This is a genomic window from Streptomyces sp. NPDC102437 (assembly GCF_044765565.1).
In the GTDB taxonomy this organism is placed as follows: Bacteria; Actinomycetota; Actinomycetes; order Streptomycetales; family Streptomycetaceae; genus Streptomyces.
In genome coordinates this window covers 211857-226648 of record NZ_JBIWKI010000003.1, presented here as the reverse complement: position 1 = coordinate 226648, position 14792 = coordinate 211857, and the positions used below count along the sequence as shown (strand labels likewise).

The following is a 14792-nucleotide window of genomic DNA, read 5'->3' as shown; positions in this document are numbered from 1 at the left end:
AGGCCAGCGCTGACCTGAAATGATGGATGCCGCCGGGGTGTGGGGCCCAGCAGCCACGGGACGGCGTTCGTCTCACGAGGGGGCCACGCAAGGAGGCGTCATGCCCAATACCGCGGAAGGCCCCCACGAGAGCGCTCTCGCCTACGTGCCTGTTCGGGGAGGCCTGTCGGCGCTGCGCCGGGCCGCGGCCGACTGCCGTGGGTGCCCGCTGTATGCGCAGGCCACACAGACGGTCTTCGGTACAGGCCCGGCCCGTGCCCGGACCGTCCTGGTCGGAGAGCAGCCCGGCGACCAAGAGGACCGCCAAGGCCTGCCATTTGTCGGTCCGGCAGGCCGGCTTCTGCGCAAGGCGCTGGCCGAAGCCGGAATGGAAGAGGAGCAGGTCTACTTCACCAACGCGGTCAAGCACTTCAAGTTCGCACCGAGCACGAGTACACAGAAGCGGCGTATCCACAAGACGCCGGACCTTCGGGAGATCAGTGCCTGCCGCCCGTGGCTGGCAGCCGAACTGCACCGTGTCGATCCGGCATTGGTGATCGCGCTCGGTGCTACCGCGGGCAAGGCATTGTTCGGCAGCTCCTACAGGGTGACGGAGGCCCGTGGAGCGCTGCTGCCGGTATCGCACTGGGACATCCCCACGACGCTCGGAGCCGAGCGGGAGGACACCGCAGGCAGCCACTGGTTCCTCGCCACCGTGCATCCCTCGGCCGTACTGCGGGCGAAGAACCGAGCCGACGCCTACGGAGGGCTCCTGTCGGATCTGAGAACGGCGGCACGATTCCTCGCATGAGGACCCTTCGAGGCCTTGCGCGCCGAAGGGTGTTGACTACCCGGAGCGGGCAGTGGAAGCACGCCGGACAAGGCGGACGTCGTCAAGTGCCGGACACGGTGAAAACGGCGCCGTCGGAGTCGCGGATGGTGAAGGCGTTGGCCGGGGCGCCCGCGGGTGAGGGCGCCGGCGAGGAACTGCCCCCAGCTGTGGCGGCGGCCGCTGCGGCCTTTTTGCTGTCATCGACGCGGAAGTCAACGTTCCACCTGGGGCGGACATCTGGGTTCGGGTCGGCTTCGAGGCCTCCGCTGTACAGGGTGGCGACGGTATGTCCCGCGGCCTGGATGATGATGTGGTCCTGGGCATAGTCCACCGTGCAGCCTCCCGGCGGCTGGGCCCAGTCGAAGATCCCCGCGTAGAAGATGGCGGCGTCGAATGCGTTGCGGGTCCGCAGGTCCAGCCGGGCCGGGGCACTGCCCCACCCGACGGACCACGACACCGTCGGGCCTTCCCAGAATCCGAAGATGGCGCCGTCCCGGTCGGCGGCGATCCCGGCACGCCCCTCGCCCAGGGGAAGAGGGCCGATGGCGAGTGTGGCACCGCGCTCGCTGATCCGTGCTGCTGTCTCGTCCGCGTCCCTGACGGCGAAGTACGGGGTCCAGACGGCCGGATAGCCACCGCCTGAACAGCATCCGATTCCGGCGACCGGTTTGCCGTGCGCCAGAGCGACCGAGAAGTCGCTGCCGAGTGCGCTCTCCCTGAACGTCCAGTTCATGACGTTGGAGTAGAAGGACTGTGCCGCGCGCAGGTCCTGTGTCATCAGGTTCACCCAGCACGGTGCGCCGGTCACCGGCGTGCTTCTCTCGATGTTAGGCATTCGATGTGTTCCTCCGGATGCGGGATGGACGGCGGGGCACGCGCGGGTTGGGTCTCAACTGGTGGTTCTGTGGCTGTGGAACAAGTTGCGAACGCGGTCCACCAATCCGGCCCCGGGAACGAGCAGCCTGTTCGCGGGCGAGGTGCTCGGGAGGGAGGCGCGAATGCGGAAAGGGGCAGCTTCCCTGGCCCGTCGGACCAGTCGGCCGAGTTCGTCCAGCTGCTCGGGCGGGAGCGCCGCCGAGAGTCTCGGGAACAGCTCGTGCTCTTCCTCCCGCACGTGGGAGGCGACCTCGAACTTCAGTTTCGCGATCGTGTCGTTGAACCGCGGATCACAGACGCTTCGGTCTTCGAGGCTCTTGAGCATCTGCTCGACTCTGGCGTGATCGGCGAGTTCCTTGTCCGCCAGTGCCGGCCCGTGCGATACGTGCCGGCGCACGACGGGATACAGATGCAGTTCCTCGGTGATCGTATGCCGAACCAGTTCCGCAGTCAGCCGGTCCGCCAGCACCCGTCTTTGCGGGTGATCGATCGGCTGCAATTCGATCTGCGAAAAAAGTTCCTCCAGCTCACGATGATCGGCCGTCAGCTCCACGATCACATCGCCGCCCTGCTCCGTCACAGCACCCCTCCTTGGATCCATCGCCCCTCGGGAGGAGGGCGCAAGCACACAGACAACAGGCCCTGCACGCAAAATCGGCGCTCCGCGCGCGAGAACAGCCGAGGCAGTCACCTACCCGGCGGAGCCACATCGGGGGCCGCGCTGAGGGCGCGCTCCACAGGCCGGCTGGGCTTTTCCGCTGCACCGGATCGGGGCAGCGGGCTGAACAGCGGGCGGTTACGCGTTCACGGTCTCGGGCCCGCAAACCCGTCCCGGCAACGTGCTCACTGGGTGTTGACGGCCAGTGCAGAGTCCACCTCGCGGAGGAACGGCTCCAGGTCACCGGGGTTGCGTGAGGTGATGAGGGTCCAGCCCTGGGTGTCATCCGTGACGACGGGCTCGTCGGCCCATTCGCCGCCGGCGTTGCGGATGTCCGTCTTCAGCGAGGGGTAGGACGTCAGCTTCTTCCCCGCCAGGACATCTGCTTCGACCAGGGCCCATGGTCCGTGGCAGATGGCCGCCACGGGCCGCCCGGACGAAGTGAAGAAGCGCACTATGTCAGTGGCAGAGTCCTGCCCGCGCAGGGCGTCGGCATTGAGCGTGCCCCCTGGGACGAGCAGGAGGTCGTAAGCGGCCGGGTCCACGTCAGTCAGGGTGACCTCGGGCCGGATCGCCTTCCCGGGGTCCTTGTCACTCACCAATGTCCGGACATCGTCACTGGATACTGCGGCGACGTCCACGTCAGCGCCCCAGCCACGCAGGTGTTCCAGGGGCACCAGGAGCTCGTCCTGCTCGACGCCGTAGTTCGTGACGATCGCCAGTACCTTCCGCTTGCTCACGTCGTTGTCAGACATTCCTGGGTCCTTTCGGGAGAACGGTGCGGGCCGCCCCGGCTCTCCGCGGGGCGAGGCGGCTGACGGGGGCGGACCTGGTGGCGAATGAGCACCGCCCTGCCGGGGGCTCGACGCCGAAGGCCGCACCATGCTGGTCGTGGAAGACCGAGCCTTGTTCCAGACCTCTGCCCATTTTGTGGATGCTGGTGACGCACACCGGCGCTCGCGTCCATGGCCCGGGAGGGCAGATCCGGGCGGAAAGGCAGGTGAGCCCCCATGCTTCGTCGACGACCAGGGGCGCGAGCGGCGATGGCACACCTCTCGGACACACGTAGGGGAGCCGTGCGCGCGGAGCCGAAGAAGCGCGGGGCAGAGCCGCTTTGCGGCACGAATTCCATGCCGCTGAACTCAGGGGCGTAAGCGTACGGCGCAGTCGCAGCTCAGGGTTGTGGGCCTCGACTGGAGGCCTCAGCGTGCCTGCCCCTCAAGCCTGGTCGGAGCCCACGCGATTGCTCGATTGCCCTACCAGTAATGCCTTCGCCCGGCGACGGCGTGTCCCATCCCGCCCAGGATCCACAGAATCAGACCCACCACGGCGAGAATGATCCCGATCGTCCACAGGATGGAAATGCCGGTCACGAAACCGATGACAAGGAGGATGACTCCGAGAATGATCACGACACGCTCCGATCTCGTGTGTGCTCCTACAACTGTGTCGCGCGTGAGCCGCCACGGCAACCGCCGACGGGCTGGGAGCTCATCCCGGGCAGCAGCGACGCGTGGCCGCGCCGCTGCCGTGCCTCCAGCACATGGGCCCCAGGGCGGATGCCCTCGCGTTCAACAGCCGTCATCAACAGCCAGGTGTCGCCCTGCGGAGGGTAGACGCCTGGCAGCGTGACGAGGAAGGGGTACGAGGCTCTCGCGAGTTCCACAGCCATACACGAACTCCAGCCGAACACGGGCCGGACCTGGTCGAAGGTTCCCTCCGGACGGCCCGTGCCGCCTCCTGGTAAACGGCCACGGCAACCCCTGCCCGCGGACGGGGATGCCTTCCCCTCAGGCGCCCCAGCGTGTGAGGAGCCGGTCAGCGAGGCGCCCCTCCAGGTGCGACGTTGCGGTGATGCCGAACACGACGTCCTCCTCCAGTTCGGGTTCATCGTCCAGGAGCCCCCGGATCACTTCACGACGGACAACCTGTTCGTGCACGGCATCGGCTTCAACGTGCTCGGTGTAGAAGAACTCCGCGGCCGGACCGGCACCCGCACGTCTCATGGCGAGCGCGAGTCGGCGGGAGGCGGGCGAGGAAGTGATCTCCACTGCGGCGAAGTGCCCCACCAATGCTCCCCGCAGGCTGCGGTGGAGGCCGAAGAGCGACATGCCGTTCACCAGCGCAAGCATCTCTGCGCAGCCGTCGTCGAGATAGTGGCCGTACCCCGTCTCCAGCCCCAGATCCGCCATGAGGTTCGCGAAGAGCCGGGCGTGCACGCGATCCGCGCGGCCTCCGCCGAACTCGTCGTACTCGACAGCGGCCATTCCCGCCTTGGCGCGACCGCTGAGCCGCGGCAGCACCCAGGCGTGCGGATCCGCCTCCTTCAAGTGGTAAAGAGAACGCTGCATCGCGTACTCGCGCAGATGGCGCAAGGTGCCGTGCTCCCGGAGGAACTCCGGCACGCCTCCTCCGTCCACGGGTTCCACCAGAAGTCCGGCCAGGACATCGTCCAGAGAACGCCGAGCCGGCACGTCGTGGCGCAGCGCGGTCAGGAAGCGGTCCTCCAGCGCAGCACGCACGGTCAGGAGCAAGGGGGCCCACTCCCAGGCGGGCTCCACTCCGGCGAAGCCCCGGTAGTGCAACTCGTACGTGACGTACAGCGCCAACTGAAGATCATCACCGTAAGGATCCGTCTCCCGGGCCGCTGCGGGGTCCGGCAGGGGACACTGCCCCACGAGAGAGCCGATCAACGCGCCGGAGAGCGGGCCCCGACCCCGTGGGAGCACCGGATCACGCTGGTTTGCGCCCATGCCTCTCATCCCCGTTCAGGTCCGGGACACCCCGCGCGGGTCCGTGTGGTCACGCGGCACGCTCATCCACTAATCGATGCTCACTCCACCCGCGTCCCCGCGCATCTCCGCGTGGTCGATGTCGTCGCAACTGCCAGGCCAGCGGCCACAGCCGAACGACTCATCGAGAAGCGAAGGGAACACGACACGATCCGCTGCAATGCCCACTCGCACCTCACCTGTCGGTCCCCTGGCGGGCGGATGGCCGCGCAGACCCCCGACGATGCGCCCCTCCCGGACGGCGATGTCCTCGGGCTCCGCAGACAGTGGGTGCAGACAGCCTCGGTCCTGTATTCGAACGGCGACGCGGTGGAACCGTGGTGTGGGGTGTGGCTGCCCCGTGGATCAGCGATGCGGTCCACCGGCGCGGGCATGAATTGCCTGCCGACATCAGGGGACGTCTGCCGTACCGCTGCGCCGCTCGGGCGTGCACGAACTGTTGTATCGCACGGACAAGACGAGCCTTCGCAGGCATGCACGCTCCTCACCACGACAGCTGTCGGATTGCCCCGCTTCGCTCACGGCCGGGCTCAGGGACGAAGAAAGGACCCGGGTCATACGAAATCGTCCGGGGCCAGGTCGGGGCGCAGCCGGTGCCAGGAGGGCTGTCGCAGCAGTCCCGAGCGGGTCCGGCTCGTGTAGCGGACCTCGCCGACCAGGCGCGGCAGTACCCATCGCGCTCCGGCCACGTGCGGCATCCTGTCGAAGGGGCAGTCGTCGATCGCGGCGACGCGGAGCAGTTCGGCGAGAGTGGTGCGTTCGGTGTTGCTCCATCCGGTGCCGACGCTGCCCACGTACCGCAGCCCGCCTTCGTGTGCCTCTCCTACCAGCAGGGCGCCGGGCAGGCCGGTGAGCCGGCCGCGGCCGGGCACCCATCCGCCCACGACCACATCGACGGTCCGGACGTGCCGGATCTTGATCCACGAGCGGGACCGGACACCGGGCTCGTACACAGAGGTGAGCCGTTTCGCGACCAGGCCTTCCAGGCCTGCGGTCCGGGTCATCTCCAGCGCCTGTTCGCCGTGTCCGACGGCCGCCGCGGGCGTCGACCAGTGCTCCCCGTCCAGGCCCAGGTCCTCCAGGAGGGTGCGGCGCTCGGTGTACGGCAGTCCGGTCAGGCTGCGGCTGTCCAGGTGCACGGCGTCGAACAGAACGAGGTGGGCGGGCACCAGCTCGGCCATGCGGGCGGCCTTCGCCGCAGAGGTCAGTCCCATGCGGGGTTGCAGCCGCTCGAAGTCACTGCGTCCCTCGCGGTCGAGTGCGACGATCTCGCCGTCCAGGACCGCGGGCCGACCGAGCACGGACCCGAGCCCTGTGAGTTCGGGGTAGGCGGTGGTGATGTCCGCCCCGGACCGGGACCGCAGAAGCGTGCTCCCGTCGCCCGGGAGGTAGATCATGGCCCTTTGCCCGTCCTGCTTCACCTCGAACGCCCAGCGCTCCTCCATGCCCCTGGGGGGCAGGCTGCCCGGCGTCGCGAGCATCGGAGCGATCCGCGGCAACCCCATGACTGTCCCGCCCAGGCGCCCTTTCAGGACGCGCTGCGCTTCCTGACGGCCGTGGTCTTCTTCGTGGTGGTCTTCTTCGCCGTGCGCTTCTTCCCGGCCGTGGTCTTCTTCTCGGTGGTCCTACTGGCCGGCGCGGCCTTCTTCTTGGGCGTGGTCTTCCTGCGTCGCTGCATCGTGTGCACGGTCGCGTCCTGGCCGCCGTGCTCGCCGCGACTCTCCCGGGCTGCCTTGACGGAGGCGTTCAGGGCGGTCATCAGGTCGACGACCTTCCCGGCTTCCCTCTCCTCGCCTTCGGCCGGCTGCGGGAGTTCGGCGCCTTCCGCCTTGGCCTCGATCAGTTCCTCCAGGGCTTCGCGGTACTCGTCCCGGAAGCCCGAGGCGTCGTCGAGGGCCATGGTGTCGGTGAGCTGGACGGCCCGCTCGATCTCCTCGTCGTCCAGATCGATGTCCTTCGGTTTGAGGGATTCGGGGCTGCGGATCTCGTCGGGCCACCGCATCGCGTGCAGCACGATCGCGTCATCCCGCACCCGGAGCAGCCCGAGCCTTTCGCGGTTGTGCCACGCGAATTTGGCGATGGCGACCTTGTCGGAGCGTTCCAGTGCCTTGCGGAGCAGCGTGTATGGTTTCGCGGCGACTTGTCCGTCGATTGCGAGGAAGTAGCTGTCGCTGATCCGGATGGGGTCGATGCTGTCGGCGTCGACGAACGCCACGATCTCGATGGCCTTCGCGGTGGGCAGCGGCATCTCGTCGAGCTCCTCGTCGGTGACCGCGACGAGCTCGTCCTTCGTGAGTTCGTAGCCCTTGCCGACCTCCTCCTGCGGCACGACCTCGCCGTCGATCGAGCAGACCTTGCGGGTGCGGACCCGGCCCATGTCCTCCAGATGCACCTGGTGGAAGTGAACCGAACGGTCCTCGGTCGCGCTGACGACCTTGATCGGGATGCTGACCAGGCCAAAACTCACTGCTCCGGTCCACAAGGGCCTCGGCATACATACCTCCACGCCCCCTGACGGTATAGGCCGGGAACCGGCCGTTGACAGCGCCCATGCCGTTCCCGCGCACAGGGCAGGCTCATGGGCGCGACCGGGCCACCGCCCGTAATCCGATCTTTATGCGGATCGGGAGTGATCGCATCACAAAGACGCCGACGAAGCCGCGGCCGGCCTGGCCTGCGAACAGGGACTGCCGATGTTCCACAACGCACGCCACCCCGACATGCTTGCCGCACAGCGCCAGGGCGAGTTCGGTTCTTACCGGGCCGGCCGATGGTGCGCGGCGGGTGATCGGTGACGTTTCGTGGCAGTGTCCAGCGTGTACCTCGAGGGGCTGGGAACTACAGCGGCGCGGTGATGATCGCCTCGCAGAAACACCGAGAGCCACGTGTGCCCGGGGAGCACCAGCTTTCCCCATCCGGAGTCGGAAATTTCCGACTCCGGATGCATGCTTCCCCGGGCTTGTTGCGGGGGCAAGGAAACTCGGCGAGTCCGCCGATTTCGCTGAATGTCAGCCGCTGGGTCTCATCTGCCAAAAGCCCCACCGTTGTCGTCCTTGGGTACGTCTCTTTGAGAAGAGGGCCGGTTGATTTCATATGGGCTGAGACCTTCCCCGAAATCATCTGCTGCCCTCAAGCTTTCGTTGCTACGGGAGGAACGTTCGGCCCGCGGTTCCTGCTGACGTGCCCGAGACCGACGGCGCGCGTCCCACCAGACGAGGCCAAGCAGGATAACAACTACGACCACCACTATGCCGAGGGGGAAAATCAAGCGCACAGCCGAAGCGGCCAAGTCGATGCCATTTACGGGCGCCTGGCTCACAAGACGGATCATCCTCACGTCCTTCCTGAGGGGATTCCACCGCTCTTAATGCGAGGCAGAGGCTCCCGCTCAATAGAGAGCCCGCGATTACGGGAGTGAGAAGCTCCAATACCGTGGGCGGGGCCAATCTCGCGGAACGCCCGCCTGAAATGGATTCCCTGACAAGTCTACGGCTGCGCGGCGGTCTGCGAGTTCCCACCGCCGGGGGTGGTCGACAGCATCGCCCGCATCCTCGCCGCGCCCGGCCGGATCATCGACGAGGACGAAATGCGTGAGTTCGTCGACAAGGAGGCGGCGTTTCAGGTCGCCGGCTTTCGCGACTCCAGGGCCCAGAACCGCCGGACCGGCGCGAAGCTCGCGAATCACCCCTGGTGCTGCGCCGCCGAAGCCGTCATCACGTGGGCCGCCAACCGTGTCGGTGTCCCGTTGCAGGGATGTTGCTGGTGAGGCAGCCGAGGAGTCGGTTGAGGAGGTTGCATTGGGCTGCGGTGTGCCGTTCTCCGGCTTCGTGTCGGCGGTCGTAGTGGGCTCTCGCGGCAAGGATGCTTGTGCGTGCCGGGCGCACGGTGCTCTGCCACGGGGCATGGGCGCGTCGCATGCGTCGCGCACGTGCTGAGTGGTCTCGCATGAGGACTTCACGCGTGCTGCCCGGCACGCAGGGGCCGCAGCGTGAGCGTGCCGTCGGGCCCGCCGTCGACACGGGTGCCGAACTCCCGGCTGTGCCTGTCGAGGACGGCGCGGAGCCACTCGGTGTCCTCGGGTGAGGCGTGTTCCAGCCGCATCCTGCGTGCCTGCAGGGGCACCATCCGCGCGTCGACCAGTCGGCCGGTGTCCGCCTCCACCGAGACCAGGTACAGCACCCGCAGGTCGTCCCGGTAGCTCTCGTATCCGCCGATACCCTCATAGTCGTCGACGAGGTCGCCGCAGCCGTACAGGATGAACCTGTCCCGGTACACCTCCAGCGGGCGCGGGTGATGCGAGGAATGTCCGTGCACGACGTCCACGCCTGCGTCGAGGAGCGCGTGGGCGAAGCGGACCTCGGAGCGGGAGACGTCGTAGCCCCAGTTGGGGCCCCAGTGGACCGAGGCGACCGTGATGTCTCCCGGCTGCCTGACCTGCCGAAGACGGTCGGCGAACGCGGACGCAGAGGCCGCCGTAGGCTCCGCGAGCACGTTGACACCGGCCCGCTGTGCGGTGGCGGCCCAGTCCTTCGGGATCCCGCTGGACGGCATCCCGAAGGAGAAGACCAGCACCCGCCCGCCGGAGCCCAGGGGTACGATCGCCGGCTGTCTCGCCCGCACCTCGTTCCGGCCCGCGCCCGCCGTTTGCAGTCCTGCGTCCGCCAGGGCGTCGAGCGTCTCGTGGAGGCCGCGTGGGCCGAAGTCGAGCACATGGTTGTTGGCCAGCGCGCAGACGTCGGGCCGGGCCGCGGCCAGGCACGGCAGATTGGCCGGGCTCATCCGGTAGTGGACGTCCTTGCCGGGCGTGAAGTCCCCGTCACCGGTGACGGCAGTCTCCAGATTGACCACCCGCACGTCCGGCGCGGCGTCATCCAGGACCTGCAGCGCCACGCCCCACGGCCAGCGGAAGCCGACCGGCCGGTGGATCGGCCCGCTCACAGCCTCCGCCAGGTCGACGTAGGCACGGGCGTCGCGGATGTACGCCTCCCGCAGGGCCGGGTCACCGGGGTGCGGGAGGATCTGATCGACGCCCCGTCCGAGCATCACGTCCCCGCAGAGGAACAGGGTGACCACACCCTCATACACCCTCCCACGCTAAAGCCGTCGCGGGCGATGCGCGAAGGATCCGCGCGGCGGGGGCCACGCAGCTGTGCGCGGCGCGCAGGAGCCATGCGGCCGGCGAACCGGCTCCTCGGTGGCCCACGGGCCGGCGGCAGTTTCCTGTACCGGCACGAAGCACCCGATGCCGAGCTCCTCGGTCCCGGCCTGTGCCGGCAGCCAGCCGGGGGCGCCGGGCAGCCGCGTCGGCTGCCGTCCTTGACAGGGCGGCAGCGATGACGAAGCCCGCCGAGCACGGCGGCGCCGCCGTGCTCGCAGCGCGTGAACGGGCGTAATCGGTAGTCGGCGATCAGCGCCGCCGCGAGGCCCCCGGGCAACCTGTGCTGCGCAGGCGTGTGAACCATTCACTTCGACCGCCCGGAGCGATGCCGGAGGATTTTACTCGTCCTGACCGCCCCACCTCGTCATCTCTTGGAGGGACGAACCAGGGGCCCACCCTGTGCGAGGGCCCATGTGGCACCGATTCAGCGGAAGGAGACCCTCCGCGGCGATCAGCGGTTAGTGTCCGCCATATGACACATATGAGGAAGATCCAGACGCGACGAATGGCAGTGGCGCTGGTCGGCGCGGCAGCCGCGGTGGTACTGGGCGTGGGCGGGGCGATTGCAGTGGCCGACCAGGACGGCGGATCGTCCGGCCCGACTCCTGTGCCCACAGAGACGTCCGATACGGGAAGCGGCGGTGTCGTAGGCGGCGTGGACACCAGTGGCGGGGACACCAGCGGCGGGGACAGTGGCTCCGTCAGTGGTTCAGGCGGCACCGACGGCGGCAGCTCCAGTGGTACGGATGCGGGAGGCTCGGGCGGTACCGAGTCCCCATCTCCTACGGACGGCCCCACATCTCATCCCACGGATCCGGCAAACCTGGATGACCTGGCGGAACGCATCGACGGCCTGGAGAAGAAGGTGGATGAGCTGCCCACCAAGAAGGAGCTGGCCGATGCTCTCCGCGCCTTCGCCGACGAGTTGGAGCAGTAGGACTGAGCGCACGGAACATGCTGCGGCGCACCCGGCACGAGGTCGCACCCTGGGTATATGGGCCTGGCCGTGCCCTTCTACCAGGCGTTCGCCGACGACAGCCGGCAGACCGCGCTCAACGCCGATGCGGCACGCGGTCCGCTCCTGGGCGGTGGAGCTGCGCCGGATCACCGCCTCCGCTGCCAACAGACCCGGGCCATCGCGATACCGCCCCCAGAGTCTTCCTCAGCCGCATTCCCGAGACCGAAGCGAAGCTGGTGTTCTACGCGGCACGGCCCCTTCGGATGCAAGTCATGGATGGCATCCTCCACAGTCCAAGATCAGCCGGACAGAACGCGGGCGTCCGTGATCGCAAGCTGGGGCGAATCCGCCCCTGTCATCAGCCTTGCGGGTCTTGGTCAGCTTTCGACTTCGGTTTTGTCGCCGCCCCAGAGGGTGTGGAAGGCGCCATCGCGGTCGATGCGGTGGTAGGTGTGTGCGCCGAAGTAGTCGCGCTGGCCTTGAGTGAGGGCGGCGGGGAGGCGCTCGGCGCGCAGGGAGTCGTAGTAGGCGAGGGTGGCGGCGAAGGCGGGGGTGGGGACGCCCTGGGTGGTGGCGGTGGCGATCACGGTGCGCCAGTCGTTCTGTGCGGCGGCGATTTCCTCGGCGAAGCCCTTGTCGGAGAGGAGGCTAGCCATCCGAGGCTGGGCTTCGTAGGCGCTGGTGATCCTGTCGAGGAACGCGGCCCGGATGATGCATCCGCCGCGCCAGATCGCGGCGACCTTCCCGAGGTTGATGTCCCAATCGTATTGCTCGCTGCCGGCCGCGATTTCGTGGAAGCCCTGGGTATAGGCGACGATCTTCGAGGCATACAGTGCCTGCTCGACCTGATCGGCGAATGCAGCCGCCTTGTCCTCACCGAGCTTGCGGGCGGTCGGTCCTGCGAGGTGGCGTGAGGCATCGCGGAGGGCGGCGTGGCCGGAGACGGAGCGGGCGAAGACGGCCTCGGCGATGCCGGAGACAGGAACACCCAGGTCGAGGGCGACCTGCACGGTCCAACGGCCGGTGCCCTTCTGCTCCGCCTGGTCGAGCACAACGTCCACGAAGGGCTTACCAGTAGCCGCATCGACATGGGAGAGCACTTCTGCTGTGATCTCGATGAGGTAGGAGTCCAGGCGCCCGGTGTTCCAGACGCGGAAGGTATCCGCGATCTGCGCGGGGGAGTATCCGGCGACGTCGCGAAGCAACTGGTAGGCCTCGCCGATGAGCTGCATGTCGGCGTACTCGATGCCGTTATGCGTCATTTTCACAAAGTGGCCGGCGCCGTCAGGACCGATATGCGTGACACACGGGGCGCCGTCCTTGGCCTTCGCGGAGATCTTTTCCAGCATCGGCCCAAGCGATTCGTAAGATTCTCTGCTGCCGCCTGGCATGATGCTCGGTCCGTTGAGCGCGCCTTCTTCGCCGCCGGAGACGCCGGTGCCGACGAAGTGGATGCCCTGCTTGCGCAACTCGCGCTCTCGGCGGCGCGTGTCTGCGAAGTGCGCGTTGCCTCCGTCGATGATGACATCGCCGGGCTCCAAGAGAGGCGTGAACTCCGCGATCACAGCGTCCGTTGCCTCTCCGGCCTTCACCATGACGATCAGACGTCGTGGCCTTTCCAGGGCTGCCACGAATTCCTCGGCGCTCTCGGTCGAGATGAAATCACCCTCAGTGCCAAACTGTTCGACGAGTTCGTGGGTGCGAGCCGCCGTGCGGTTGTGTACAGCAACGGTGTATCCGTTGCGTACGAAATTCCGGGCCAGGTTGCGCCCCATGACGGCAAGTCCCGTGACACCGATCTGCGCTGTACTGCTCATAACGGCTCTGCCTGCTTCCGGTTACGTGGTCTTCGACAGTTCGGCCGACCACCATGATGGAACGGGCTACTGAGCTTACGAGGTACAGACGATCGCGGACTGGGAGGCTGTCATGGTGTCGCAAATGATCCCCGGATGGTCGTCCGCGCTCTGTGGTACGACCGTTTGGGCCGTGCGGAACGCGCTCCGGGGGGCGCCACATTCAGGTTTGGTGCGGAGACGCGCAGCCAGCGCGATCGCGATCGCTGAGGACAAGTCATGCGGCGGTGTCGCGCTCGCAGATTGACCGGCGCCCGCTGGATCGTCCAGATGCTCGTAGTTCGTCGGCTGCGTTTGCTTCCACGGTAAGGGCGGCTCGGTGCGGCCGAAGTTTGCGGATATATCTACTTCGAACCAAGTGGGGGAGGTGAATTGAGCGCTGTTACATCGGAGTCCCCAGCGCAGTGGTCCATCTCGACATGACGGAACGTTGGATGTACCGAAGAGTCCCGAAGGCATGGCATCCCTAGGTACTACTTCGGGGGCAAACTGAAGTTCAAGGTGGCCGACCTCGACCGGTGGGCCCAGCAGCAGAAGACACGACATGATGAAGCCGTCGATTACCGTCGAGGTGAACGTGTTGATCCGACGGGATTCCAGGGCGGGGAGCACCTGACTCTTCGGGACTCGGTCCACCGTACGGACACTGCCAGGCATGTAGTGACGCTGCCGGGTCAGCCACGAGGCCGCGTACGGACCGAGTCGCTGCCGACCTATCTCGCGCCGGGACGCGGCCTGCCGCTCTGGTGTACGACGCGCGGCCCATGCCCGCGAGCCCTGTGACGCCGATCTGTGCAGTGCCGTTCATCTGTGTGCTCAGCAATCCGTCTCGGGGATGCCGGGATCTTCAGGGATGCCGGGATCTTCAGGGATGCCGGGATCTTCAGTATGGATACGGGTGCGGGAACGGCCTGTCCGGCATCGTCCGGATGGCGTACCTATGTATATTAGGTAAATGCCTAGGCTAACTAGGGAAATGATGGCGGAGGTGGCGGATGGTTCGCGCGGGACTCACGACCGCACGAGTGGTGGAGGCCGCGGCCGATCTGGCCGACTCCATCGGCTTCGACAAGGTCACGATCTCCGCGCTGGCCCGCGGCTTCGGAGTCAAGGACGCCAGCCTGTATTCGCACGTCAGGAATCTGCACGATCTGCGAACCCGGGTCGCACTGCTGGCCGCCGGGGAGTTCATCGACCGCATCTCCGCCGCCGTCGCGGGCCGGGCCGGGAAGGATGCCCTGGTCGGGTTCGCTGACGCCTACCGGGCCTTCGCGCTGGAGCGGCCCGGTAGGTACGAGGCCACGCAGATGCGGGTCGACCCCGAGATCGTCGCGCAGTCGACCGCGTACCACCGCACCATCGAGACCACGGGCGCGATGCTGCGCGCCTACGGCCTGGCCGAGCCCGATCTCACGGACGCGGTACGGCTGTTGCGCAGCACCTTCCACGGCTACTGCGCCCTGGAGGCGAGCGGCGGCTTCGGCGCGCCCCGCGACGTGCAGGCGTCCTGGGAGCGGTCCGTCGAAGCCCTGCACTTCCTGCTGGAGCACTGGCCGTCCGCGACGGGCGGGAAGACGGGCGAGGCACGCCATGCACCTTTGAATTGACTGGCATTGCTGGCGAGTTGGCAATAACTCAGTTAGTTCTTCTGCCAAAGGTCTGGGGGTTAGGGCGTCACTCCGT

General features: G+C 67.4%; 14 protein-coding genes and 1 pseudogene. 4 read left to right on the top strand and 11 right to left on the bottom strand.

Translation table 11 applies throughout. From position 1 onward, the window contains the following. Positions 1 to 100: 100 nt before the first annotated feature. A complete protein-coding gene (locus ACIRJP_RS06055; protein ID WP_404168634.1) occupies positions 101 to 790 on the top strand; it encodes a UdgX family uracil-DNA binding protein in 690 nt (229 codons plus the stop codon). Between the two features lie 82 nt (positions 791 to 872). Here the strand turns inward: ACIRJP_RS06055 and ACIRJP_RS06050 are convergent, their stop codons facing one another. The 9 genes and pseudogenes from ACIRJP_RS06050 to ACIRJP_RS06010 all read right to left on the bottom strand — a co-directional run bounded on the left by ACIRJP_RS06050 (position 873) and on the right by ACIRJP_RS06010 (position 7631). Beyond that, a complete protein-coding gene (locus ACIRJP_RS06050) occupies positions 873 to 1619 on the bottom strand; it encodes a VOC family protein (protein ID WP_404168631.1) in 747 nt (248 codons plus the stop codon). Between the two features lie 81 nt (positions 1620 to 1700). Continuing rightward, positions 1701 to 2267 carry a hemerythrin domain-containing protein gene (locus tag ACIRJP_RS06045; RefSeq protein ID WP_404168628.1) on the bottom strand — a complete coding sequence of 189 codons (567 nt, stop codon included), beginning with the start codon at positions 2265 to 2267 and terminating at the stop codon, positions 1701 to 1703. 263 nt (positions 2268 to 2530) lie between these two features. After that, positions 2531 to 3100: a DJ-1/PfpI/YhbO family deglycase/protease gene (locus ACIRJP_RS06040; protein ID WP_404168625.1), complete on the bottom strand. Its 570-nt coding sequence runs from the start codon at positions 3098 to 3100 to the stop codon at positions 2531 to 2533. Between the two features lie 130 nt (positions 3101 to 3230). Continuing rightward, a pseudogene (locus ACIRJP_RS06035) lies at positions 3231 to 3406 on the bottom strand (ornithine decarboxylase); the annotation flags it as partial. Positions 3407 to 3601: 195 nt separating this feature from the next. After that, positions 3602 to 3757: a DUF6131 family protein gene (locus ACIRJP_RS06030; protein WP_148833239.1), complete on the bottom strand. Its 156-nt coding sequence runs from the start codon at positions 3755 to 3757 to the stop codon at positions 3602 to 3604. Positions 3758 to 3783: 26 nt separating this feature from the next. Beyond that, entirely contained in the window at positions 3784 to 4017 is a 234-nt protein-coding gene (locus tag ACIRJP_RS06025; protein WP_404168622.1) for a hypothetical protein, read from the bottom strand. A gap of 118 nt (positions 4018 to 4135) precedes the next feature. Then, on the bottom strand, positions 4136 to 5098 hold the full coding sequence (locus ACIRJP_RS06020; RefSeq protein WP_404168619.1) for an iron-containing redox enzyme family protein: 963 nt from the start codon (positions 5096 to 5098) through the stop codon (positions 4136 to 4138). Positions 5099 to 5691: 593 nt separating this feature from the next. Next, positions 5692 to 6618 carry an ATP-dependent DNA ligase gene (locus ACIRJP_RS06015; RefSeq protein ID WP_404168616.1) on the bottom strand — a complete coding sequence of 309 codons (927 nt, stop codon included), beginning with the start codon at positions 6616 to 6618 and terminating at the stop codon, positions 5692 to 5694. 47 nt (positions 6619 to 6665) lie between these two features. Beyond that, a complete protein-coding gene (locus ACIRJP_RS06010) occupies positions 6666 to 7631 on the bottom strand; it encodes a Ku protein (RefSeq protein ID WP_404168613.1) in 966 nt (321 codons plus the stop codon). A gap of 1032 nt (positions 7632 to 8663) precedes the next feature. Between ACIRJP_RS06010 and ACIRJP_RS06005 the strand changes: the two genes are divergently transcribed. Continuing rightward, positions 8664 to 8903 (top strand): hypothetical protein, encoded by a 240-nt coding sequence (locus tag ACIRJP_RS06005; protein ID WP_404168610.1) that lies wholly within the window; start codon positions 8664 to 8666, stop codon positions 8901 to 8903. 188 nt (positions 8904 to 9091) lie between these two features. Here ACIRJP_RS06005 and ACIRJP_RS06000 read toward each other — a convergent pair whose 3' ends face one another. Then, positions 9092 to 10222, bottom strand: a complete 1131-nt coding sequence (locus tag ACIRJP_RS06000) for a CapA family protein (protein WP_404168607.1) — start codon at positions 10220 to 10222, stop codon at positions 9092 to 9094. Positions 10223 to 10767: 545 nt separating this feature from the next. Here ACIRJP_RS06000 and ACIRJP_RS05995 point away from each other — a divergent pair. Then, positions 10768 to 11232 carry a hypothetical protein gene (locus ACIRJP_RS05995; protein ID WP_404168603.1) on the top strand — a complete coding sequence of 155 codons (465 nt, stop codon included), beginning with the start codon at positions 10768 to 10770 and terminating at the stop codon, positions 11230 to 11232. Positions 11233 to 11630: 398 nt separating this feature from the next. Here the strand turns inward: ACIRJP_RS05995 and gndA are convergent, their stop codons facing one another. After that, complete coding sequence (gndA, locus tag ACIRJP_RS05990; RefSeq protein ID WP_404168600.1) at positions 11631 to 13070, bottom strand: NADP-dependent phosphogluconate dehydrogenase; 1440 nt, start codon at positions 13068 to 13070, stop codon at positions 11631 to 11633. Between the two features lie 1034 nt (positions 13071 to 14104). Here gndA and ACIRJP_RS05985 point away from each other — a divergent pair. Further along, positions 14105 to 14716 carry a TetR/AcrR family transcriptional regulator gene (locus ACIRJP_RS05985; RefSeq protein ID WP_404168597.1) on the top strand — a complete coding sequence of 204 codons (612 nt, stop codon included), beginning with the start codon at positions 14105 to 14107 and terminating at the stop codon, positions 14714 to 14716. The last annotated feature ends 76 nt before the right edge of the window (positions 14717 to 14792 follow it).